2 protein-coding genes and 1 pseudogene are annotated in these 2,098 nt (G+C 72.4%); 1 reads left to right on the forward strand and 2 read right to left on the reverse strand.

Features of this window, described 5'->3' with window-relative positions:
* The coding region (locus Q0L15_RS19435; RefSeq protein WP_296606219.1) for a GAF domain-containing protein at nucleotides 1-872 on the reverse strand (872 nt) is incomplete at its 3' end.
* A 27-nt stretch (nucleotides 873-899) separates the two neighbouring features.
* Nucleotides 900-1,504: pseudogene (locus Q0L15_RS19440) on the reverse strand (response regulator transcription factor).
* Between the two features lie 159 nt (nucleotides 1,505-1,663).
* Here Q0L15_RS19440 and Q0L15_RS19445 point away from each other — a divergent pair.
* Nucleotides 1,664-2,098: CBS domain-containing protein (locus tag Q0L15_RS19445; RefSeq protein WP_296606220.1), on the forward strand; the 435-nt coding region annotated here is incomplete at its 3' end.

A 2,098-nucleotide genomic window follows, 5' to 3' on the forward strand; every position in this document is an offset into this window, starting at 1 on the left:
ACCCAGGACAGCGCCAGGACACCGGAGATCCCGGCGGCGGTCCGCAGCGGGACGATGATCGTCGGGCCGAGGGCAGGCCAGCCCAGCGGCCGGGAGACGTCCATCGCGCGCGGGTCCGCGGCGAGGTCCTCGACGGCGACCGGGACCCCGCTGGAGATCACCTGGGCCGCGAGGGACTGGCTCAGGTCGAGGCCGGCCAGCTCGTCCGGGCTCGCCTGCATGCCCGCGACGACGAGCCAGCGGACCTGCCGCGCCGCCTCCGCGTGCAGGCGGGCGTTCTCGATCGCGACCCCGGCGGCGGCGGCCAGCGCGATCACGATCTGCTGGTCCTCGTCGGTGAACTCCTCGCCGCCGTTCTTCTCCGTCAGGTAGAGGTTGCCGAACACCTTCTCCCGGATCCGTACCGGGACCCCGAGGAACGAGCCCATCGGAGGGTGGTTCGCTGGGAAGCCCACCGACGACGCGTGCTCGGCGATGTCGTTGAGCCGGACGGCCTCCGGGCGGTCGATGAGGTGGCCGAGGAGGCCGCGCCCGCGCGGCAGCTCCCCGATGCCGGCGATCTGCTCGGGTGTGAGGCCGTGGGTCACGAAGGTCTGCAGCCGGCGGTCGGAGCCGTCGCTGATGACGCCGAGCGCGGCGTACCGCGCGCCGGCGAGGTCCGCCGCGATCTCGACGATCCGCGACAGCAGCTCGTCCAGCGAGAGGTCGGCAGCCATGTGCACGACCGCGTCGAGCAGCAGCTGCCAGCGCGCCCGGTCGTCCAGGGCGCCGTGCACGCGGTCGATCACCTCGCGCAGCAGGTCGTCGAAACCCACTCCCGTGAGGCTCGGCTCCGGGCCGGCCCGGTCCCCCATCGCTCCCTCCTCGGACATGGATCCGTCGGAGACGAGCCTAGACCCTCAGATCCATCTCTCGCCGTGCTGCCGGGTCGCGATGATCGCGGCCTGTGTGCGGCTCTCGACGCCGAGCTTCGCGAGCAGGGCGGAGACGTAGTTCTTCACGGTCTTCTCGGCCAGCGACAGCCGGGTCGCGATCTGGCGGTTGGTCAGCCCCTCGCCGATCAGGTCGAGGATCTGGTGACCGCGGGGTCGAGCATGGACTGGCCGGCGGCCACCCGGTGGACGGTCTCGACGAAGTCGTCGCCGCGGACCTGCTTGAGCAGGTAGCCCGAGGCGCCGGCCATGATCGCCGCGAACAGCGCGTCGTCGTCGTCGTACGACGTGAGGATCAGCGCCTTGATGCCGGGATCGACCGACCGGATGGTGCGGCAGACCTCGATGCCCGACCCGTCCGGGAGCCGCCCGTCGAGGATCGCGACGTCCGGGCGAAGGGCCGGGATGCGCCGGGCGGCCTCCTGGGCCAGCCCCGACTCGCCGACGACCTCGATGTCGCCCGAGCTCTCCAGGAGGTCGCGGATGCCGCGGCGCACGAGCTCGTGGTCGTCGAGCAGGTAGACCGTGATCGGTCGCCGCTCGCCGCCTGCTCGTGCCTCGGGCTCCGTCATGCTCCCAACGTACGACCCGCGGCCCGGACCGGTCTCGGTCGATGGCCCCGCGTGCGGAGGACCTTCGTCCCTGTGTCGCGCGGCGCCGGGCAGCGACGCTGAGCGTGACGGCGGACCGCCGTCGAGACCATGGGGAAGCTCGGAAGGGGCGAATCAGCCATGCTGGTGCGAGACGTGATGACCCAGGATCCCGTCACCGTGAGCCGGCGCAGCTCCGTCAAGGAGGCGCTCACACTGCTCGCCCGGCGCGGCGTGACCGCCCTGCCGGTGGTCGAGCCGTCGGGCCGCCTGTACGGCATCGTCAGCGAGGCCGACCTGATCAGCGAGACGGTCGCGCGCGACCCGCGCGCCCAGGAGCGCCCGATCGTGATCGAGCCGCTGTACCCGCCGCACACGGTCGCCGAGGTGTGCACGCGCTCGGTCGTGTCCGTGCGCATCGACGACGACGTGGCGACCGCGGTCGAGCTGATGACCTCCACCGGCGCGAAGAGCCTCCCGGTGCTGGACGACGACCGCCGGCTGGTCGGCATCGTCAGCCGCAGCGACGTCGTCGCGGCGCTGGCCCGGTCCGACGACGTGATCGCCGCTGACATC

Origin of the sequence: Nocardioides sp. (assembly GCF_024509035.1) — a bacterium.
GTDB lineage: Bacteria > Actinomycetota > Actinomycetes > Propionibacteriales > Nocardioidaceae > Nocardioides.